Here is a 20,058-nt window from a genome sequence, read left to right on the forward strand (position 1 = left end):
CATCGCAGGGGGTGGCGTCGCGGCGGTCCGGTCAGGAGCGCGTGGCGCGGTACGCGGGGTGTGGCCGGCCGCGTCTCACCGGGGTCCCGTCGGGCGGGAACGGATCCGGGGCGGCCCGGAGGCAGGCTGAAACCGCAGAAATCAGCGAGGACAGCCCGGCGACGGCACGGCACAGATCGCGCTGGCGTGCCGACAGAGGTCGACATGCCTGCGGGAGACGAGCCGCACGGTCGGGGTCATGCGCGCAGGTTGTCAGAGACCCGATGATTGGTCAAACGCCACTGTTCGCAGTGGATCACCGTAGATGTGGGCCAGAACAGCCGTGCCGGCCGCGACGTCCAGAGCCCGTTCCCCGGTTCCCGGCGCGACGATCCGCTCCGGGTCGTCGCACAGGTGCGAGCGCCCGACCGCCTCCGTGCGGATCGCGTCGAGGTACCTCGGATGGGCCCCGGAGAACGTCTCGTGCACCACCACCACATCCGGGTTGACCAGGTCGGCCAGGAGCGCGACGGCCCGGCCGATCAGCCGTGCCCGGCGCCGCACCAGACGGTCGGCGCCGGGATGTCCCGCCGCCACGGCCGTGGAGAGCAGCGCGCGGTCGGGTTCGGCGATGACGCCCCGATCAGTGGCTTCCTCGAACAGGGCGGTGTCGGATACGACGGCCTCGAAGCAGCCGGTCCGACCGCAGGGACACTGCGCCCGGCTGCCGGGGACGGGCTGGTGGGCCAGGTCGCTGGTGGCCGCGCGCGGGCCGAGGTGCACCCGGCCGCCACTGCCCAGGGCCGCGTCGACCACATGGCCCACGAAGATCGCCACGATGCTGTGCTGCGCGTCGGGGTGGCCGAAGAGGATCTCCGACTGGGCGAGGGCGCGCGCGTGGTTGTCGACGTACACCGGCAGTCCGGTGGCTCGTTCCAGTGCGTCGCGCAGCGGTACTTCGTACCAGCCGAGCGGCTCGTGCCGGACCGCGATCCCCCGCTCCGGATCCACCCTTCCCCCCAGCACCGCACCCACACCCGCGATGCTGAGGGCACCCTTGTGCGCGGCGAGGAAGGCCGGCAGCCGCCTGGTCACCCGTTCGAGGATCGCGGTCCCCCCGAGCCCCCGACTGCTCACGTCCTCCCGGGCCAGGATGCGTCCGCGCAGGTCGATCAGCGACAGCGTCGCGCCCGGCACCCCGATGTGCACACCGGCCACCGCGACCCGCCCGGGGTCGATGTCCACCGGGACCTGCGGGCGGCCGACCCCCGCCGCGGCGACCAGTTCGGGGCGCTCCCGCACCAGCCCCAGCCGGGCGAGGTCGACCACCTGCCGTGAGACCGCCGCCGGGCTGAGCCCGGTGAGGGCCGCGATCCGCCTGCGGGCCACCGGACCGTGGTCGAGCACGGTCCGCAGTACCGCGGAGGTGTTCGCCTCCCGTCGGCCGTCGCCGCCGCGGAGTTGCTGATAGGGGCTGTTCAGCGGGGCGGGCATCTCTGGTTCCTCACTTGGGCACGTGGTTCCGGCGGGGCGGTCGCGCGTACGGACCGCGCGGGGAGCCGGGGTCCCGGTGCTGATCGTAAGCGGGTCACCGTCGGGTGCGGGGCCGGCCGCCTGTGGCACCTGCCATACGGCCGCCACGCTGCGGCAACAACGGACGGCGAGAATCGGCCCCGGGCCAGGGGCCCGCACCCCCGTACGCCACTCATTCCACCCTGGAGCATTCCGTGACGCTGCTGACGACCTGGCCGGAGAGCGGCCCCGAAACCGTCGTACGCCGTACCTCAGAGCCCGCCGAGATCGCCGCGGCACTGGCGCCGCTCGGGGTCCGCTACGAACGCTGGCCGGTGCGCGAGGACGTCCCGGTGAACGCCGACAGTGATGCCGTCTTCGCCGCCTACCGGGCGGAGATCGACCGGCTGACCGCGGCGGAGGGCTTCGCCACCGTCGACGTGGTCGCCCTGCACCCGGGCGACGACCCCGGCTTCGCCGAGAAGGCGAAGGCCGCGCGGGAGAGGTTCCTGGAGGAACACACGCATGACGACGACGACGAGGTGCGCTTCTTCGTCGCGGGCTCCGGCATCTTCTACCTGCACGTGGCCGACGAGGTCCACGCGGTGCTGTGCGAGCGGGGCGACCTCCTCGGCGTGCCGAAGGGCACCACGCACTGGTTCGACATGGGCACCCGGCCGGCCTTCACCGCGATCCGCTTCTTCCACGAGGAGGACGGCTGGATCGGCACCTTCACGGGCAGTGGCATCTCTCGTCGTTTCCCCGATTTCGACACGGTCACGGCGGAGCACGCGGCGTGAGCCACAGCGTGGACGCCGTCGTACTGGACATCGAGGGCACCACGAGTGCCACCGGCTTCGTCGTCGACGTGCTCTATCCGTACGCGCGCGAGCGATTCGGCGCCCTGATCGCCGAGCGGTCCGGGGAACCGGAGGTGGCCCACGCCCTCGCCCGGGTACGGACCGAGCTGGGGGAGCCGGACGCGGGCCCGGCGCGGATCGAGCAGGCACTGAACGCCTGGCTCGACGAGGACCGCAAGGCGACGCCGCTGAAGACGCTCCAGGGCGTGCTGTGGGCCGAGGGGTTCGCGCGCGGCGAGCTCGTCTCGCACTTCTACGGGGACGTGGTGCCCGCGCTGCGACGCTGGCATGCGGCGGGCGTGCGGCTGTACGTGTACTCGTCCGGGTCGGCGGCCGCGCAGCGGGCGTGGTTCGGACACAGTCCCGAGGGCGATCTGCGCGACCTCGTCACCGACTGGTACGACACGGACAACGCGGGACCGAAGCTGGAGGCAGGATCCTTCCGCGCGATCGCCGCGGACACCGGGATCCTCCCGGCCCGGCTGCTGTTCCTCTCCGACCGTCCGGGCGAACTGGACGCGGCCCGGGCGGCGGGCTGGCGGACGGTGGGCGTGCGGCGGCCGGGGGAGCCGTTCTACGAGCAGGGGCCGGGCGGCCACGCGCAGGCCCGTACCTTCGAGCACATCGACGTGGTGGGGAGCGGAACGTGACGAGGTCGACCGGCCTGGAACAGGCGGGTGCGGTATTGGCGGCCGAGGCAGCACGTTTCGCCTCCTTCGGCTGGATGCGCGGCACCTCGGGCAACCTCTCGGTACTCCTCTCCCGCGAGCCCTTCCGGCTGGCCGTCACGGCGAGCGGCCACGACAAGGGCGAACTCACCGCCGAGGACGTGGTGGTGGTCGACGGGCAGGGCGCGGCGGTGAGCGGCGGCAGACCGTCCGCCGAGGCCGAGCTGCACGCCCGGGTGGCCCGCCTCACCGGTGCGAACGCGGTGGTGCACGTGCACACGGTCGCCTCCGTCCTCATGGGGCGCAGGCAGCCCGGAGGCATCGTGCTGAGGGACCTGGAGATGCTCAAGGGCGTCGGCCACCCTGCCGAGGGGGAGGAGATCACCCTGCCCGTGGTAGCCAACAGCCAGGACATGCGGGTGCTGGGAGACCGCCTGGAAGCCGCCCGGGACCCGCGGATGCCGGCGGTGGTCGTGGCGGGCCACGGGCTGTACGTGTGGGGCGACTCACCGCGCCAGGCGCGCCACCACACCGAGATCGTCGAATGGCTCCTGGAACTGGAGCTGGCGGCCGGCTGACGAGGGCCTCTCCGCCGAGGGCGCGCCCCGGTGCGGGGAGCGCCCCTTCGGCGTGGACGGATCCGACCGGGCGGGGCTCAGGCCAGGTGCAGGCCGGGCAGTTCGCCCGCCGAGACCTCCAGGACACCCCTTTCGGTGACCAGGGCGGTCACCAGAGCGCCCGGCGTCACGTCGAAGGCGGGGTTGTGGCCGCGGGAGCCGGCCGGGGTGGTCCGGACGCCCGCCCACCCCAACACCTCGCTCTCGTCGCGGAGTTCGATGGTGATGTCGTCTCCGTGCGCGGTCGCCAGGTCCACCGTCGTGGTGGGAGCGGCCACGACGAACGGGATGCCCGCGTAGGCACAGGCCAGCGCGACGCCGACCGTGCCGACCTTGTTCGCGGTGTCGCCGTTCGCGGCGATCCGGTCGGCGCCCACCACCGCGGCGTCGACCTCCCCGCGCAGAATGGTTCCGGCCGCCGCTCCGTCGGCCTGGACGTAGTGCGCGATACCCTCCTCGGCCAGCTCCCAGGCGGTCAGTCGAGCGCCCTGCAGGAGCGGCCGCGTTTCGTCGGCGTACACCGTCTCCAGCCGCCCCCGGGCATGCAGTTCACGGACCACTCCGAGTGCCGTCCCCCAGCCGGCCGTGGCGAGCGCCCCGGTGTTGCAGTGCGTCAGGATGCGCAGCGGGCGGTCCTCGCCCTGCCGCTTCTGCAGCCAGTCCGCGCCGTGCGTGCCCAGCGCGTGGTTGGCCTCCACGTCCTCGCGCTGCACGGCGACCGCCTCGGCCAGCACCGCCGCCACACCCTCCTCCAGCCGGGCCAGCACCCGGTCCACGGAGACAGCCAGGTTGACCGCGGTCGGCCGAGCCGCCCGGATCCGGGCCACCTCCCCACGTATCCGGGTGCCGTCCCACCCCTCGCGCTCCGCCTGCAGCAGGGCGATGGCCACCCCGTACGCCCCCGCCGCCCCGATCGCCGGGGCTCCGCGCACCACGAGCCTCCGGATCGCGTTCACCAGGCCGTCCACGTCCGTTACGCGCAGTACCTCCCTGCGCTGTGGCAGCGCGGTCTGGTCGATCAGTGCGAGACCGTCGCCGGTCCACTCGACGGCGCGCAGTTCCCTGGTCATGGCAGTGCACTCCAAAGGCTCGGAAGAAAGGTGGGGAGGGAGGGGTGCGCGTCACCGTACAGCAGCCGGGGGAACCACAGTTCGAGACGGAGGGCGGGCCGGCCGCACCCGGTGTTACTCTCCTGGCCTCAACGATCTGTTGCACCTAGTCCGAGGGGGGAGAGCGCACATGCTGCTGACGCTGCGCCGCTACCTCGACTACGGCCGGTGTGCCAGCGACGCCTGTCGCGGCTGAGCGCCCCTTCGCCGGACCACTGACGAGCCGTTTCACAACTCGTCCGATTTCACATCGATTTCATCGATGCACCACGCCGTTCACATCCGAGCGGTCGCCCACCCCCGCGCACCACCGAGCTGCCGTACCCCCGTACGCCGTACTCCTGTGCCGTCCCGGAAGGTCACCTCCATGTCCCGGAGATCCCGTACCCGCGCCCTTCGACTCGCCGCGACCGTGGCGGGAGGCGCGCTGCTCGCCACCGGCTGCAACGCCGCAGCGGCGAAGAAGGAGGAGGGCGGCAAGGGCGACGGCCCCGCGTTCACGCTCGTCACCCCCGACGCGGTGGGGCAGAACGAGTTCCTGAAACTCTCCGTGGACGGAGTGAAGGCCGCAGCCACGGCCCGCTCCGGCAGCTCCAAGGTGTACGAGTCCACCGACGTGGCCTCCCGGCAGCAGAACGTCCAGGCCGCCGTCGACGCCAAGCCCGCGGTCATCGTCCTGGTCGGCTTCGAATTCGCCGACCTGGTCGCCCAGCAGGCCGAGGCCCACCCGGACCAGAAGTTCCTCGTGGTCGACGCCTGCACCGGGAAGACGTACGCCAACGTGAGCTGCGCCGTCTTCCGGGAGCACGAAGCCGTCTTCCTGGCCGGTGCCGAAGCCGGACTGCTCAGCAAGAGCGGCAAGGTCGGGGCGGTGGACGTCCTCGACACTCCGCAGTTCCGGCGGTAGAGCGATCCGTTCGCGGCCGGTGCGAAGGCGACCGCGCCTTCGAGCGAGGCGTCCACCCGCTTCGTCGGCGGCCAGTCTCCCTTCAACGATTCGGCCCGTGCCAAGGAGCAGGCGAACTCGCTGGTCTCGGGCGGGACCGACCAGGTGATGGCGGCCGCGGCCGCAGGCAACTACGGCGTCTTCGAGGCAGCGAAGGCCAAGGGCGCCTTCGCGTACGGCGTGGACGTCAACCAGTGCGTCTCCGCGCCCGGCACCGTCGTCGACAACGTCATCAAGAAGACCGACGTAGCTGTGCGCAAGGGCATCGAGCAGGTGCTCGGCGGCGGCCAGGCCGGCGGAATCGTCTCCTACGGGCTCAAGGAGGGCGGCATCAGCCTGACCGGCCTGGAGGAGAACGTCGCCGGATCCCAGTGCGTCATCGCACAGCACCCCCAGGTCCTCGACCGGGTGAAGCAGCTGCGCGACCAGATCGTCTCCGGGGAGCTGAAGGTCAATGACCCGGCTGCCAACTAGTTCCGACGAGACGGTCGTCGAGCTCACCGGCATCACCAAGCGCTACCCCGGCACCCTGGCGAACGACGCCGTCGACCTGAGCGTGCGGAGCGGCGAGATCCACGCCCTGATGGGGGAGAACGGTGCAGGGAAGTCCACCCTCATGTCCGTCCTGTACGGGGAGGTGCGGCCGGACGCGGGCACGATCCGGATCGACGGGCGCGAAGTCCGCTTCTCCGGCCCGTCGGACGCGATCGACGCCGGACTCGGCATGGTTCACCAGGGCTTCCGACTCTTCGACTCGCTGACGGTCGCCGAGAACGTCGTCTTCCGCGCCGAACCCCGCCGTCACGGACTCCTCGACCGGGCGGCCGCGCGCCGCCGGGTCGCCGAACTCGCCGAGGAACACGGGCTGCCCGTCGACCCCGACGCCCTCGTCGGCGCCCTGCCCGTCGGAGTGCGGCAGCGGGTGGAGATCCTCAGGCTGCTGCACCGCGGCGCCCGCGTCCTGATCCTCGACGAGCCGACAGCCGTGCTCACTCCCGGCGAGGCCGGCCGGCTGTTCACCGTCCTCAAGTCGCTGGTCGCGCAGGGCCGTTCCGTCATCCTCGTCACCCACAAACTGTCTGAGGTGCTGGAGGGCACCGACCGCGTCACCGTGCTGCGCGACGGGCGGGTCACCGCCCGGCTGCGCACGCGTGACACCACTGCGGCCGAACTCGCCGAGGCGATGACGGGCCGCCGCGTGGACCTGGACCGGCTCCAACCGCCGGGCACCCCCGGCCGGGCGGTGCTGACCGTGTCGGGCGTACGCGGAGTGGACCTGACCGTGCGGGGCGGCGAGATCGTCGGAATCGCCGGTGTCGCGGGCAACGGCCAGAGCGAACTCATCGAGGCGCTGGCCGGCCTGCGCCCCGTCGACGCAGGCCGCATCGAACTCGCCGGGCACGACATCACGCACGCCTCACCCGCCCGGCGTCGCGCAGCGGGCCTCGCCTACATTCCCGAGGACCGCGCGGCCGTGGGCACCGCGCCCACCGCCTCCGTCGCGGAGAACCTGGCGATGGGTCATCACCGGCGGCTCGCCACCCGCCGCGGACTGCTGCGTCCCGCGGTCCTGCGAGCGCACGCCCGCACCCTGATCGACCGCTTCGGCATCAAGACGCACTCACCCGCCACCCCGGCCGGCGCACTGTCCGGGGGCAACCTCCAAAAACTCCTCGTGGGCCGTGAACTCGCCCACGAGGCACCCCTGCTGCTCGTGGAACAGCCCACGCGTGGCGTGGACGTCGGCGCGGTCCGGCACATCCACGACCAACTGGTCGCCTACCGCGACGCGGGCCACGCGGTGCTCCTCGTCTCGGCGGAACTCAGCGAGATCCGCGCCCTGTCCGACCGGGTCCTCGTCATGTTCGAGGGCCGGATCGCGGCCTCCTACACCCGCGACGAGGCCGACGAACAGAGCCTGGGCCTCGCCCTCGCCGGAGCGGAGGCCCGACCGGCATGACCGCAACGGCCACCCCCTCTTCGCGCACGGACCTCCTGCGCTCACCCGTCCTGTTCTCCGTCGTCGCCGCCCTCGTCATCGGAGCGCTGCTCCTGGCCGGCGCCGGGGCGGACCCGCTCGACGGGTACACCGCCCTGTTCAGCGGCTCGCTCGGCCCCGACGGGCTCGCCGCCACCCTGACCACCGGCACCAGCGTCCTCGGCATGGCCCTCGCACTGGCCGTACCGCTGCGCGGCGGACTCGTCAACCTCGGCGGCGACGGCCAACTGGTGCTCGGCGGCCTCGCCGCCACGGTCACCGGCCTCTACGCCCCACTGCCCGCCCCCCTCGCCGTCGCCGCGGCCCTCCTCGCCGGCATGGCCGCCGGCGCCGCGTACGCCGTCCTCGCCGCGGTCTGCGAAACCCGGCTCGGGGTTCCGCTGCTGGTCAGCAGCCTGCTCCTGTCCTACCCGGCCGTCTCCTTCGCCTCGTACCTGGCGCGCTATCCGCTCAAGGAGCCCGGCTCCAGCCTCCCGCAGACGCGGCGGCTGCCCGAAGGCGTCGCCCTGCCCACCCTCGGATCGACCATGATCACCGTCGGCCTGCTCCTCGTCGCCGCCGCGGCCGTCGTCCACGCCTTCGTCGACGCGCGCACCAGCTCCGGTTACGAGGTCCGCATGACCGGCCTCAACCCGCGGTTCGCCGCATACGCCGGGGTGGACCGGCCCCGGCTGACGCTGCGCCTGATGGCCACCTCCGGCGCCCTCGCCGGCCTGGTCGGGGCGATCGGGGTGCTGAGCTTCCCCTACCGCTTCCTCGACGGCGCGCTCACGGCGCCCGGCTACACCTGGACCGGGCTGACGGCGGCGCTGCTCGCCGCCGCCGCACCGCTCGGCACCGTCCTCGCCGCGTTCTTCTTCACCGCCCTTCAGGTCGGCGGCCTGAGCATGGAGCGCGCCACCGAGGTACCGCGCGAGCTGACCCAGGTACTGCAGGCCCTGGTCATCGTCTTCCTCGCCGCCCGGCTGCGGATGCCCCGGTGGCGCCCGGCCGGCCGGAGTACGCGGGGCGACGAGAGGGCGGCCGCCTGATGAGCCTCGACCTCGACCTCTTCCCCTCGGTGCTGCGCGCGCTGACCCCGATCCTGCTCACCGCCCTCGGCGGGGCGATCTGCGAGCGGGCCGGCGTCTTCAACATCGGCCTCGAAGGCATGATGCTGATCGGCTGCTTCAGCGCCGTCGCCACGAGTTGGTTCACCGGCAGTCCGTGGCTGGGTGTGGCCGCGGCAGCCCTCGCCGCCGCGGCGTACTCCCTGATCCTGGCCGTGGGCGCGGTCACCCTGCGCGGCGACGCCGTCGTGCTGGGCGTGGCCATGAACCTCCTCGCCCTCGGACTCACCGGATTCCTGCTGCGCACGGTTCTCGGAGTACGCGGCACCTTCGACGACCCCGGCCTCACCGGGCTTCCGCTGATCGGCGGACAGTCTCCGCTCGCCTACCTCTCCTGGGCCGTCGCCGCCTTCACCGCCTTCATGCTCACCCGGCACGTGTGGGGACTGCGGCTGCGCGGGGCCGGCGAAGCGCCCGACGCCGCGGCGGCCCTGGGGGTCAGCCCCGCCACCTACCGGTACGGCGCGGTGCTGGCCTCCGGAGTGCTGTGCGGGCTCGCGGGTGCCCAACTGGCGCTCGGGAACGTCACCTTGTTCTCCGAGAACATGACCGCGGGCCGCGGCTGGATCGCCGTGGTCGCGGTCATGCTCGGGCGCGCCACACCCGTGGGCGTACTGCTCGCGGCCCTGCTGTTCGCCCTCACCGAAGCGGTCGGCTTCCGCCTGCAGGGCCTCGGCCTCCCACAGCAGGCCACGGACGCCGCCCCGTACGCCGTCACCCTCGCGGCGCTCTTCCTGACCACGGCGCGACGCCGCCGTGCCGCCCGTACGACAACCGGAGCCGTCATATGACGCTGGACCTGCTGCCCCTCACCCGCATCCCGAGCACCGGCCTGCCCTCTTCCGCGCTGGTAGTGGGCGATCCGGCGCGGGCCGCGACCGTCGCGGAACTCCTGGACGATGCCAAGGAAGTGTCCCACCACCGTGAGTACCGTCTCTTCACCGGGAGTTGGGCAGGGCTCCCTGTCGCGGTCGCCTCGCACGGTGTCGGCGGCCCCGGAGCGATCCTGCTCTTCCGGGAGCTGGCCGACTCGGGCGTGCGCACCCTCATCAGACTGGGCACGGCGGGGGCGATCCGCTCCGGCATAGCCGACGGCGACCTGGTGATCGCGGAGGGGGCGGTCCGCGACGACGGAGTGACCGGACAGCTGCTGCCGCCGGAGTATCCCGCAGTGGCCGCGCCCGAGGCGGTCCTCGCCCTCGCGAGGGCGGCCCGCGAGGCATCCGCCCCCCACCACCGGGGCATCGTCTGGAGCCGCGCCGCGTTCCAGCCCGGCCTGCTCCCCGTCACGGAGTACGGGAAGGCCGGGGTGGCCGCGATCGAGATGGAACTCTCCGCGCTGCTGGTGACGGCCTCCCTGCGCGGACTGACCGCGGGCGGCGTGCTGGTGGTGGACGGGACGAACGCCGACGACCTCGTGGACGTGGAAGCCACCGGCGGCTACGACCCGCACCGCCGAGTGGTCGCGGACGGCGTCGCGCGGGCCGGCGCCGTGGCCCTGGAAGCGCTGCGGCTGCTGGCCGAGGACACGCGGTGAAGGCCGCAGTCGACGACCCCCTCGCCGCGGCAACTCACGTTCACCGTCGCAGTCTGAAGACTGACCGGCGCCGGCAGGTACGCCCGTGCTCGGCCTGGTCGCCGAGGACGGTTCCACCCGGTCCGGCTCCTTGATCGACGAGATCGTCCGCGAGGGCGCCAGCCGGATGCCGGCCGCCGCACTGGAAGCGGAAGTAAACCAGTGCATGGCCGAGTTGGCAGCCGAGACCGACGGGCATGGGTGACGTCTGGTGGTCCGCAACGGCCACCACCGGCCCCGGACCCGTGGTGACGGCGGCTGGCCCGGTCGAGGTGAAGGCCCCGCGTGTGAACGACCGTCGCGTCGACGATGCCACCGGCGAGCGCAAGCGGTTCTCTTCGAAGGTCCCGGCTCCGTGGTGCCGTAAGTCGCCGAAGATCTCGGAGGTCCTGCGGCTGCTCTCCTGTACGGATTGTCGTCCGGTGACTTCGTGCCGGCGCTGGAGCGGTTCCTCGGCGGCGCGGCCGGCCTGTCGCCGGCGACCGCGACCCGGCTGACGAAGCGGTGGAGCGAGGACCACGCCGCCTTCCAGGACCGGGACCCGTCCGACGGCGACTTCGTCCACGTGTGGGCGGACGGCGTCCACCCCAAGGTCCGGCTCGGGCAGGCGCACTCGTGCGTCCTGGTCCTGCTCGGTGTCCGCCTGGACGATGCCAAGGAGCTCATCTCGATCGCCGAGGGGCTCCGGGAATCGACCGAGTCGTGGGCCGACCTGCTGCGGGACTGCCGCCGCCGCGGCATGCGCGACCCCGAGCTCGTCATCGGCGACGGCGCCATGGGCTTGTGGCGGGTGCCGGCCGAGGTGTCCCCACCGCTCGTCTCCAGCGTTGCTGGGTTTCGAGGCGTCCGCTCGCACCTATGGCACGACGTGGCCCAAGGCCGTCGCGAAGACCACCGATGACCAGGACGAGCTGTCGGCGTTCTACGCCTTCCCCGCTGAGCACTGGGTCCACCTGCGGACCACCAACCCGACCGAGTCCACGTTCTCCACGGTCAAGCTGCGGACGAAGGTCACCCGCGGCGCTGGCAGCCCGGCCGCGGCCCAGGCAGGCGTGCGATCACCGGATCCCGCCCCGGCCAACGCCCCGGCTGGCGGGACCCGCGGTGTTGCACTGCCTTACCAGGGACCGGGCGGTCTGATCATCTTCCTGAACGGAACTTCGAGCTCCGGCAAGTCGAGCATCGCCCGAGAACTTCTCCAGATCCTGGACGAATCGTTCTTTCACATGCCGGTGGACGCCTTCCACGCGATGCGGTCCGATCGGGACATCCCTGACGAACACCTGCAGGCCGAGATCGACCGAACCGCCTTGGGCTTCCACCGCGCCGTCGCCGGGATGTCCGCGGCCGGCAACCACGTCGTGGTGGACCACATGCTGACGCAGCGTTGACGCCTCCTCGACTGCCTCAGCCTGTTCCCTGCCGAGAGGGTCGTCCTGGTAGGCGTTCACTGCCCGTTGCCGGAGCTGGAGCGACGGGAACGGATCCGCGGCGACCGGACGCCAGGTCTTGCCGCGCGGCAGTTCGAGCAGGTCCGCGCACACGGCATCTACGACCTCGAATGCGACACGAGCAAGAACACCCCCGGGGAGATCGCCCAGCAGATCAAGAACACCCTGGCTCAACTGCCGTCTCCGACAGCATTCACACGACTGAAGCTCGCCCTGCACGACAGCGATCCGAACTGAGCTCCACCCACAGGTCTTGACAATTGCTCGCTCGCCCCCGGCTCGTGGCATGACGCGCTCGGTCGGTAGCCAGGGCCCCGGCGCTGCACCGTTCCGGCCGGTCGGCGGCACAAGGGAATTGGCGGAGCGGGGGTACTGCCTCGGCCGCCGTTCGTCCCATGCAACCCTGGCGCACCCTGGTCAACTGCCGTGTGCCTTTGCTAAGTTGCGCCGGAACCGACCATCGGCCACCCCCCTCCGGCCGTAGCGGTCATCTCTCTGATCCGCTTACACCGTTTGGGAGAGTCATGCGCTCATGCAGAGTGTGGCACGCCGCGATCACGGGCGTCGTCGCCCTCGCCGTCGCCGCCGTGCCCGCTGTCGCGTCCGGCGTTCAGCAGCCCGGCGACGCGTTCTACACCTACAACGGCAGCAAGCCGCTTTCCTCGTACAGTCCCGGGGACGTGCTCAAGGTCCGGACCCTGCCGTACCACGTCCTGGGTATCGCGACCCCCCTCCAGGCGACGCAGCTGCTCTACCGCACCACCGACGCGCAGGGCCACCCGTCCGCGGGCGTGACCTCCGTGCTGCGCAGCCCCGGTGGCGACGGCCGCAAGGTCGTGTCGTACCAGTCGTTCTACGACTCGCTCGACCCCGAAGACGGTCCGTCCCGGGCGGTCGCGGGCGACGTCAAGCTGCCCGGCGGCTTGATCGCGAACGGCGAGTCCACGCTCGTGGCGCCGCTCCTGCTGTCCGGCTACGACGTCGTCCTCCCTGATACCGAGGGGCAGGCCGCCCACCTCACGGCCTCCCGCGAGTACGGGTACAACACGCTGGACTCCCTGCGTGCCGCTTCCAGCGCGCAGTCGCGGACCGGCATCAGCCCCGACGCGCGCGTCGGCCTCATGGGCTACTCCGGCGGCGCCGTCGCGACGAACTGGGCCGCCTCCCTCGCGCCCACGTACGCCCCTGACGTCAACACGCGCCTGGTGGGATACGCCGAGGGCGGGGTGCTCGTGAAGCCCTCGCACATCCTCAGGTACATCGAAGGCAGTCAGGTGTGGTCCGGGCTCATCCCGGAGTTGCTCATCGGGCAAGCGCGTTCGTACGACTTCGACCTCAAGAAGTACCTGAACGACTACGGCAAGAAACTGGTCGACGAGCACCAGCACTCCTCGATCGCCGACGTGCTGGGCCACTACCCCGGTCTGACGTGGAAGAAGATGGCGAAGCCGGAGTACGCGAACCCGAACTCCGTACCCGAGCTCGTCGAGGCGGTCAACAAGTCCAACCTCGGCCTGGCACCGACCCCGACGGTCCCCGGCTACATCGGCCAGGGCAACGCCGGCTTCCTGGAGGGAACGACGAGCAACATCGCGGGCATCGGCTCGGGCGACGGCATCACGGTCGCCGGGGACACACGGGCGCTGGCGCGGAAGTACTGCGCCGAGGGCGACGCCGCGGTCTGGTACCAGCAGTACGACGCCCTCAGCCACGTGACCGCGCCCACGGCCACGGTGCCCACCGCCCTCACCTGGCTGCGCGCCCGGTTCGCCGGCAAGGAGGCCCCGTCCTCCTGCGGCAGCATCGCCGAAGGCAACTCACTTGCGGCCGACGAGCCGGTCCCGGCCGGATGAGGACCTGCCGGGGGCCGCAGCGAACTTCGCCAAGACCGCGTAGACAATCATCGGCCTGCCTGATCCCGCGCACCCTACGCTGTGTGAACTGACTGAAGGGGGTCCTCGTGGACCAGCAGCTGTCCTCCCCGGACCGCGGCCGAGGTCTGCGTCCACGCCCAGCGCGCGCATGGTCACGTTTGCCGGGTTGCTCGTTGTGCTGGTCGGATGTGACGACTTCGACGGGCATGGGGAGGCGGGATGGCGTTACCGGTCAGGGTCCGCGGGCTGACCGAGCAGGAGGGGAAGAAGCTGCAACATATCGTGCGGGGAGCAGCACCAACTCGGTGCGGTTCCGGCGGCAGCACGGTTCCGGTGATCGCGCGGCTGCTCCAGGCGGACGAGGACACCGTCCGCAACGTGATCCACCGCTTCAACGAGATCGGGCTCGCCTGCCTCAACCCTCGATGGGCGGGGAGCCGTCCCGCCTACTCGATGGTGATGACGAGGACTTCGTCGTCCAGACGGCCACCACCCGCCCGACCAGGCTGGGCAAGCGCTTCACCCGCTGGTCGATCCGCAAACTCGCCGACCACCTGCGACGCAACATCTCCCGGCCCATCACGATCGGCCGGGAAGCCCTGCGCTGCCTGCTGACCCGCCGGGGCATCTCCTTCCAGCGCACGAAGACCTGGAAGGAGTCCCCGGCCCCCGCGTTCGACGCCAAGCTGGAGCGGATCGAGTACGCGGTCAACGAGCGTCCGGGCCGCACGTTCGCCTTCGACGAGTTCGGTCGACTCCCGGTGGTCGGCACTGGAGTCCTACGACGCGGTCCTCGCTGAACTTCCCCGCCTTCTTGTCCTGCTCGATGATGCCGACGCCCGTCTGCGGACCCGGATCGCCTACCTCCTGGCCTGGTTCCCCGAATTCGCTGCCACTTCTCTGCCCCGCCTTCTTGCCCTTGCCGCCCGTGAGGAGGATTCGGTCACCGCGGCCACGGCGCTGCTCGCCGCCGGCCTTGTCGGTCCTGTTTCCACAGCCGGGGACATCACCCCCTACCTGGATGCCGCGGACCCGCTGATGCGGTGGGCCGCGGCCACCGCCCTCATCCGTCTTGCCGCCCTCGAGGAAGCGCCCGCCGGCCCCGGCCTGCTCGGCCGCGCCGTCGCGGAACTCGCCGCCGCGGCCCGTAGCCCGTTCGACCGCGTGACCGACTACTGCGACGGCGACCTCCACGCCCACATCGAGCGCACCCTCCACTCGCTCCCGCCCGGCTCGGACCCGGCCGTCGTGCGCGAGACGCTCGACGCATGCCTGCCCCGCATCGTCTGGGACTCCTCCGGGTCCCGCACCCGCAGAGCGTTCGAGGACCTCTTCCACGTACCGCAGCCGCACCCCACGCCCCGCTACGCCGACCTGACGGCGGCGCAGCAGCAACCGCTGCACGATCTCGCCGGCCACGGGCACGCCTGGCTCACCCGATCTTCCGCCGACCGGCTGCGCGAACTCGGCCTTCCACACACGCAGGAAGCCCTCCAGCCCTTCGTCGGAGCGCACCGCAGCGCCTGAAGTACCGCAGCACCCCGTAGCAAGCGAAGGAAGGCTGGGGAACGTATGGGCTACACGGCCGAGATCAGCGTTGACGACCCGCACCGGCGTCGCTCCTGCAACCCCGAAACGGTCGGCCGCTGACAGGTGCTGGGCAAGCCCAAGGGGAGCCTGGGCAAGCCACCCCCGCCCACGGGCTTGCCTGCTCCGGCCGTGGCCCGTCGGCGGGGCGGCATCGGTCACGGAAGGCGCGGCTGCCGGCGCCGTGAGCGACATGGCTCAGGCCCCCTCCAGTCTGCTGTCACACCAGCAGACCGTCGACCTGAGCCCGCGACGACAGAGGTGAGCCCCGCCCCCGCCGCAGCTTTCGACGTCTCACCGCTTACCGTGCACGAGCTCGTCAGGGGTTCGGATGGGTGCGCGGGACGATGGCCAGCAACGTCATGCCGTGGCGGAGTGCGAGGATGCCCGTCTGGGAGTCGACCAGCCGCTCCGACCGCCGGCTCGGGTGGGTCCTGTTGAGGATCTCGAAGGCCGCGGTCCGAGGGGCGGGCTCCAGCCGGTCGACCCAGGCCGGGACGTCGGGTTCCCACAGGTGGATGGTCCGAGGCCCGCCGTATGTGAGGTCCTTGATCCCGATGGAGAAGGACACTTCTCGAACCAGTCGGCGGGCGAGCCGGTCGCGGCGCCCGAGGATCTCCCGCCAACCCTCCCAGTGGGTGGCCGGATCGACGGGCGGGGCGGAGGTCCACTTCTCGCCCCATCGGCCTATCGCGGCGTTCCGCTGGGAGAGGAGAGAGGCCAGGACCCGGTGTGTTGGCGAACGCGCATCGTACTGGGCGGCGAGGCGCCGGGCCAGCCGCGCGCCGTCGGCGGTCAGATGGTGGCCGGGGACGAAGGGCGCTTCCGGCGGCCGAAGGACGTAACGGATGATCTCCACGAGGACGACGACGGCCAGCAGGCCGCCGAACACACCCCCCACCAACTCCCATGTCATGGGCCGTAGTTCCCCTCGCCGGGCCGCTGGTCCGGAGTGCCTGCCACTCCGCTCGGAGGACGGGCGGCCGGGGGCGGTCGGTTCCCCGGTGTGGAGCCGCGCATGCTCCCCAGGCCCTCCCCAGAGGGCTGGAAGGAGCCCTCGATCCCGTCCTGGACTCCTCCGGCGGCACCGGCACCACCACAGCGGCTGCCAAAACCCTCGGACGCGTCGGCATCAGCGCCGACATTTCACCCGCGTACATCCGACTCGCCGCCTGGCACAGCATGCCCCTCCCCGGCACCGCCCTCCGCTGTGCCGCCTCCCGACGCTGCGGCGGCACCACCCTCATGCGACAGCACACCTATTGATCAGAATGGGCGGAGTGCCCGTCGACGACGAGGTGGAACTTGTGGTCGAAGTGGCCGGCGAGCCGATCCAGGAAACGGCACATCACCTCGGCGGTGAAGCTCTCGGTGAAGACCATGAAGTGCACTCGGCCCTTGGCGCTGATCGCCGACATTGCGTTCACGGAGAACCGGTTCCCGCTCCGCCGCACGACCGGTGTCCTGCCCTTCTCGCCCCAGGTGCGGGCGGTAGCCTGGTCGGACCGGATGCCGACCTGGTCGGCGAACAGAATCTCGCCGCCGTCCCTCTCACCTTCACCCGGATCGCCGGCCAGGTCTCCTCGCGCCAGCGGCGCACGGCCTCCGGGTGCTGCTTGACGGCCCGCTTGTCCGGACGCTGGAAGGACAGCCCCCAACGCCTCAGGTACTTGCCCCCCGGTTCGGTCAGCTGTACCCGGTACAGCTTCGCGATCAGGTCACCGATCAGCCGCCGCGTCCACAACTGCCCGGAAAGCCCCACGCCACTTCGCCCACCACGTGTCGACCGCCTTCAGCGACACCCCGAAGACCGCTGCCACGAGCTCACGGTCCCGCCCCGCCACCAACGCAGCCACCGCCCGCAGTCGCAGGGCCTCCTGCGCCGACGGCGACAGATGCCGCGCGTCCCCCACCAGATCGCTCACACCCACCAACGACCCGAAACCCAAACCGCTTCAGATCAATATGTGACAACTACCGAGCTTCGGCTCGACGGCGTTGTTGTCGCCGGGTGGATCGTTCGGCAGGATGCGAGCGGTGACGGCGGCGGGAACCCGCCCGATCGCGCCGGGCGTCGTACAGGGGACGGGACAGTTCGTTCGCTTCAGGGAGGGGTGGGTCCATGCTCGGTGATTGGCCGACCGAGGACCAGTTGAGGAGGACTTTCGGCGCCGTGCTGGAAGAGGTGCTCAGTGGCCAGGGTTTGCGGACCTGCACTGGGCTCGACATGGCAACGGATGACGCGCTGTGGGAGATCGCCAAGTATGGTCCGGGGGCCCCTGCCGAACTTGTCGACGCCGCCCGTGCCGCCTTCGCCGGGCAACTGGACGGCAGCAACGCCGCGCGCTGGCGTGCAGAGCTCAGGCGCAAGTTCGCAGCGCGCGGGGAGCGCGCCGCCGAGCGCGAGTCAGGGCCCACCATCGAGGCTCCTGGTGGCGCCGAGCCGCCGGCGAAACCGAGCGGGGCGACGCCGACTTCAGTACGGGCGATGCGTATCAAAGGCGATCAGACCTACTTGGACGAGTACGGACGCACCTGTCACGCAGGGGCACTGTTCACTGGGGAGGTCGAGGAAGTCGCGGACAACGGGCACACCGAGCTGCTCGGCACCTACTGCTCGGGCGTCGAGCACGGGCGGCAGCAGGAGTGGTGGCCGGACGGGACCAAGCGGGCCGAGGGCGTGGCCATCATGGGTGCCGCGGTAGGTGAGTGGCGGTACTGGCACGCCAACGGCGGGCCGTCGGAAGTGGTCGTTTTCGATGAGAACGGTCGGGAGATGTCGAGAAAGCGCTGGAATGCCGTAGGTGAGCTGATCATGGATCACGTGACGCGCCGGGCCTGATCCTTGGGCAGGGTCACTGGAGCGCTCGTTCGGCAGGTCGGCGTGAGTGACGCCCGTCGTGGCTCCGTGGCCGTCGGCGTCGACGCCGCCTCGCACTCCTGGCTCGCGGCGGAGTGGGTCGCATCGGAGAACGGCGACGACCAGTACGTCGGACAGTCCGCCGGTGGTCCCGTCGAGGCCGGGATCGGCGGGACCGTCGTGGCGGGCGACCAGGTGAGGGGGGAGCTGACCGTCTGCCTCGGATGCGCTGGCGCTCAGTAGGTGTCCGTGGCTGCCAGCACAGCCAGTCGGCGGCCGTTCGGTGAGAGGGCCACGATGGCGAGGTCCCAGCGCTGGCGGAAGAACCACCCGCTGTCGATGCCGAAGCTGTACCACCGGTAGGCCGCCGCCAACGCCTCGAGCTCGGCCACCGGGGTGCCCTCTTCCACTCCCGTCAGTCCGGCCAGGGAACGCCAGGCCGCAAGGCGGCCATAGGCGCCGTACTCCGCCGATTCATACGCTCCTCCCTCGGCCGCGGCGTCGAACAGGACCTCCCAGACCTCCACCGGAAAGCAGCGGCTGAGGCTCACCTGGGCCGCCGCGGCCGTGCACTTCAGACCCATCGTCCCAAGGGCGGCAGGCAGGCTGGCCGCCGTCAGCGGCTCGACGAACTCGAACACCCGGGCCTCGAGCCGGCCGTTCGAGTCCTCGGCCCAGTTCCGCGCGGCGGCAGCGATCAGCTCGCCGGTCGCTGCCGCGGTGGTCTCCCTCACGCCGGGCAGCGGCACCGGGGCGCTGCCGGAGTGCCACACGAGTGCCTCTTGCCCGGTGCGGCTCTCCCCGTCCGGAAAGCGGGCCGGCACGGGGTAGCCGAGCTCGAACTCGGCACGACTGAGCGGCAGCCAGGCGAACTGGCCGTGTCTTTGACGCGAGGCGCCCGCCCAGTTGGCCACCTGCGGCAGCCCGGCGAGGTCGACTCCTCGGACCACCAACTCCTGTACCAGGCAGGCCCGCAACTCGTCCGGTCCATCCGCCCCGTCACTGAACAGGACTGCCAGGTGCGCTGGTTGCTGTGCCGAGACCAGCAGGGAGGCGGCCAGGCTCGGGAAGTGACTGCCGCCAAGAGCCTGGGCCAGCCGACCCGTGGCGAGGACCTGGCCGGGGCCGGGCGTGCGGGCGAGCAGCCGCAGCAGCCCGTCCCGCATCGTCACGTACTGCCACAACTCCTGCTCTCGGCCGCGGTACTCCCCAACGAGCCGGACACCCAGCTCGGCGACCCGCTCGCTGTCCCCGGCCGCCAACCACTGCTCGGCGAGCCGCCACACCCCCGTCACACTCTTCAGACCCGGCAGATCCCGCAGGAGTTCAGCTATGTCATCAGCCACGCGGGCGAGCCTATGCCGATTCACCTACCCCCGGCCCATATCGTCTGCGGCTACTTCGGCGGCCCGCACGTCCGCTACGTCCTGGACGAGAGCCCCATCAACCATGACGTCGCCTTCATGCGCATCTCTGACGTCGCGCAACACCGGCCTCGAACCCGAACCGGACGCGGGTGTGCACGACCACACCGCCCTCCTCGGCCGCTGCACGCCGACCGGCACGGATCAGCGGCTGCCGGCGCGCCTGGAGGAGTTCGGCGATCTTCTGCTCGTGGCGGGGGCTCGGGCGTCCCTGGCTGCCCGGTTTACGGGTCACCCAGCGCTGGACGGTCCGCTGGGACACGCCCAGGAGGACGGCGACCCGCCGGGTGGGAGCCCCGCTCCCACCGCAGCCCGAAGCCCGGCAGGTCCACCCTTGCCACCACCCCGCGACGACGGGCGCTATCCGGCATACGGCTGACGGCGGCATCCCCACTGAGGTAGAGGTCCCCCCGACTTCCGCCGCCGGACCCTGCAGAGGTGGTGCGCTCGCTGACACGTATGTGGCGCCTGGCCTTGCTGTACTGAC

Annotated in this window: 16 protein-coding genes and 5 pseudogenes; 15 read left to right on the forward strand and 6 right to left on the reverse strand. The window is 71.4% G+C overall.

The window, feature by feature from the left end:
- Positions 1–141 precede the first annotated feature (141 nt).
- The gene (locus tag ACFVXK_RS13980) at positions 142–240 is read right to left on the reverse strand and encodes a putative leader peptide (RefSeq protein WP_328740532.1); all 99 of its coding nucleotides are present in this window, start codon (positions 238–240) and stop codon (positions 142–144) included.
- A 12-nt stretch (positions 241–252) separates the two neighbouring features.
- Positions 253–1,473 carry an ROK family protein gene (locus tag ACFVXK_RS13985; RefSeq protein WP_389611746.1) on the reverse strand — a complete coding sequence of 407 codons (1,221 nt, stop codon included), beginning with the start codon at positions 1,471–1,473 and terminating at the stop codon, positions 253–255.
- A 233-nt stretch (positions 1,474–1,706) separates the two neighbouring features.
- Between ACFVXK_RS13985 and ACFVXK_RS13990 the strand changes: the two genes are divergently transcribed.
- The 3 genes from ACFVXK_RS13990 to mtnB are packed head-to-tail and all read left to right on the forward strand — an operon-like array spanning position 1,707 to position 3,597.
- Positions 1,707–2,291 carry an acireductone dioxygenase gene (locus ACFVXK_RS13990; RefSeq protein ID WP_389611747.1) on the forward strand — a complete coding sequence of 195 codons (585 nt, stop codon included), beginning with the start codon at positions 1,707–1,709 and terminating at the stop codon, positions 2,289–2,291.
- Positions 2,288–3,001 carry an acireductone synthase gene (gene mtnC, locus ACFVXK_RS13995; RefSeq protein WP_389611748.1) on the forward strand — a complete coding sequence of 238 codons (714 nt, stop codon included), beginning with the start codon at positions 2,288–2,290 and terminating at the stop codon, positions 2,999–3,001. The genes ACFVXK_RS13990 and mtnC overlap by 4 nt, the downstream gene beginning before the upstream one ends.
- Entirely contained in the window at positions 2,998–3,597 is a 600-nt protein-coding gene (gene mtnB, locus ACFVXK_RS14000) for a methylthioribulose 1-phosphate dehydratase (RefSeq protein WP_389611750.1), read from the forward strand. The genes mtnC and mtnB overlap by 4 nt, the downstream gene beginning before the upstream one ends.
- 77 nt (positions 3,598–3,674) lie before the next feature.
- On the opposite strand, the gene mtnA is transcribed toward mtnB, so the two are convergent.
- Entirely contained in the window at positions 3,675–4,706 is a 1,032-nt protein-coding gene (gene mtnA, locus ACFVXK_RS14005) for an S-methyl-5-thioribose-1-phosphate isomerase (protein ID WP_389611751.1), read from the reverse strand.
- A 406-nt stretch (positions 4,707–5,112) separates the two neighbouring features.
- Here mtnA and ACFVXK_RS14010 point away from each other — a divergent pair.
- From ACFVXK_RS14010 to ACFVXK_RS14055, 10 genes and pseudogenes are all read left to right on the forward strand, one after another.
- Positions 5,113–6,165, forward strand: a pseudogene (locus tag ACFVXK_RS14010) (BMP family ABC transporter substrate-binding protein).
- Positions 6,146–7,651: an ABC transporter ATP-binding protein gene (locus ACFVXK_RS14015; protein WP_389611752.1), complete on the forward strand. Its 1,506-nt coding sequence runs from the start codon at positions 6,146–6,148 to the stop codon at positions 7,649–7,651. The pseudogene ACFVXK_RS14010 and the gene ACFVXK_RS14015 overlap by 20 nt, the downstream one beginning before the upstream one ends.
- A complete protein-coding gene (locus ACFVXK_RS14020) occupies positions 7,648–8,721 on the forward strand; it encodes an ABC transporter permease (RefSeq protein WP_389611753.1) in 1,074 nt (357 codons plus the stop codon). Before ACFVXK_RS14015 ends, ACFVXK_RS14020 begins: the two co-directional genes overlap by 4 nt.
- Positions 8,721–9,590 carry an ABC transporter permease gene (locus tag ACFVXK_RS14025; RefSeq protein WP_389611754.1) on the forward strand — a complete coding sequence of 290 codons (870 nt, stop codon included), beginning with the start codon at positions 8,721–8,723 and terminating at the stop codon, positions 9,588–9,590. The genes ACFVXK_RS14020 and ACFVXK_RS14025 overlap by 1 nt, the downstream gene beginning before the upstream one ends.
- On the forward strand, positions 9,587–10,336 hold the full coding sequence (locus tag ACFVXK_RS14030; RefSeq protein ID WP_389611755.1) for a nucleoside phosphorylase: 750 nt from the start codon (positions 9,587–9,589) through the stop codon (positions 10,334–10,336). Before ACFVXK_RS14025 ends, ACFVXK_RS14030 begins: the two co-directional genes overlap by 4 nt.
- Before the next feature lie 85 nt (positions 10,337–10,421).
- Positions 10,422–11,424: pseudogene (locus tag ACFVXK_RS14035) on the forward strand (transposase); the annotation flags it as partial.
- Between the two features lie 63 nt (positions 11,425–11,487).
- Positions 11,488–12,063 (forward strand): annotated as a pseudogene (locus ACFVXK_RS14040) (chloramphenicol phosphotransferase CPT family protein).
- Positions 12,064–12,350: 287 nt separating this feature from the next.
- Positions 12,351–13,679: a lipase family protein gene (locus tag ACFVXK_RS14045; protein ID WP_389611756.1), complete on the forward strand. Its 1,329-nt coding sequence runs from the start codon at positions 12,351–12,353 to the stop codon at positions 13,677–13,679.
- Positions 13,680–13,919: 240 nt separating this feature from the next.
- Positions 13,920–14,464, forward strand: a pseudogene (locus ACFVXK_RS14050) (transposase); the annotation flags it as partial.
- Between the two features lie 274 nt (positions 14,465–14,738).
- On the forward strand, positions 14,739–15,227 hold the full coding sequence (locus ACFVXK_RS14055) for a hypothetical protein (RefSeq protein WP_389611757.1): 489 nt from the start codon (positions 14,739–14,741) through the stop codon (positions 15,225–15,227).
- Between the two features lie 379 nt (positions 15,228–15,606).
- On the opposite strand, the gene ACFVXK_RS14060 is transcribed toward ACFVXK_RS14055, so the two are convergent.
- Both ACFVXK_RS14060 and ACFVXK_RS14065 read right to left on the reverse strand, forming a co-directional pair.
- The gene (locus ACFVXK_RS14060) at positions 15,607–16,203 is read right to left on the reverse strand and encodes a hypothetical protein (RefSeq protein ID WP_389611758.1); all 597 of its coding nucleotides are present in this window, start codon (positions 16,201–16,203) and stop codon (positions 15,607–15,609) included.
- Positions 16,204–16,558: 355 nt separating this feature from the next.
- Positions 16,559–17,152: pseudogene (locus ACFVXK_RS14065) on the reverse strand (IS630 family transposase); the annotation flags it as partial.
- A gap of 257 nt (positions 17,153–17,409) precedes the next feature.
- Between ACFVXK_RS14065 and ACFVXK_RS14070 the strand changes: the two are divergent.
- Complete coding sequence (locus ACFVXK_RS14070) at positions 17,410–18,129, forward strand: toxin-antitoxin system YwqK family antitoxin (protein ID WP_389611759.1); 720 nt, start codon at positions 17,410–17,412, stop codon at positions 18,127–18,129.
- A gap of 42 nt (positions 18,130–18,171) precedes the next feature.
- Positions 18,172–18,390: a hypothetical protein gene (locus ACFVXK_RS14075; RefSeq protein ID WP_389611760.1), complete on the forward strand. Its 219-nt coding sequence runs from the start codon at positions 18,172–18,174 to the stop codon at positions 18,388–18,390.
- Here the strand turns inward: ACFVXK_RS14075 and ACFVXK_RS14080 are convergent.
- A complete protein-coding gene (locus ACFVXK_RS14080) occupies positions 18,384–19,493 on the reverse strand; it encodes a DUF6183 family protein (RefSeq protein ID WP_389611761.1) in 1,110 nt (369 codons plus the stop codon). The two genes, ACFVXK_RS14075 and ACFVXK_RS14080, sit on opposite strands and share 7 nt — an antisense overlap.
- Positions 19,494–20,058 lie beyond the last annotated feature (565 nt).

The sequence above is a fragment of the Streptomyces sp. NPDC058157 genome (genome assembly GCF_042884105.1).
In the GTDB taxonomy this organism is placed as follows: Bacteria; Actinomycetota; Actinomycetes; order Streptomycetales; family Streptomycetaceae; genus Streptomyces.